The organism is Pseudomonas sp. SIMBA_041, assembly GCF_046535095.1.
Taxonomy (GTDB): Bacteria; Pseudomonadota; Gammaproteobacteria; order Pseudomonadales; family Pseudomonadaceae; genus Aquipseudomonas; species Aquipseudomonas mucoides.
Window position 1 is genome coordinate 1 of sequence record NZ_JAWRXJ010000121.1, and the last position, 328, is coordinate 328.

The window sequence follows — 328 nt, forward strand, 5'->3', positions numbered from 1 at the left end:
ATGCCCGAGTCGGTATGGTGTCAAATGCTGACGTATAAACGGAGGACCAAGGAATTTTTGCAATTGATGTTATCCATTCTGGAGTTGGAATACTCTTGCTGAGCCGATACATCCAGCTTAATACTGTTGATGTATCTTCACTAATATTCCACTCAAGGATGGAGCTGTAGGATTCCGTAAAATCTTGATTGTTGTATTTTTTCGAAATCATTTTTAGAAATGGGTCTACACCAGTTTCTAAGGAAAGATATTTTTGACCCAGCATTAGGACAGCTGGTCCCACTTCAAGTTTCTTAATAATTTCGTCGTACATATAATAATTTTTTTT

Annotated in this window: 1 protein-coding gene; it reads right to left on the bottom strand. The window is 36.9% G+C overall.

Annotation, left to right across the window (positions count from 1 at the left end; all coding sequences use genetic code 11):
* Window positions 1-313, bottom strand: a 313-nt coding sequence (locus SB725_RS30515; RefSeq protein WP_410923078.1) for a hypothetical protein, incomplete at its 3' end; no start/stop codon positions are given.
* Window positions 314-328: the final 15 nt, after the last annotated feature.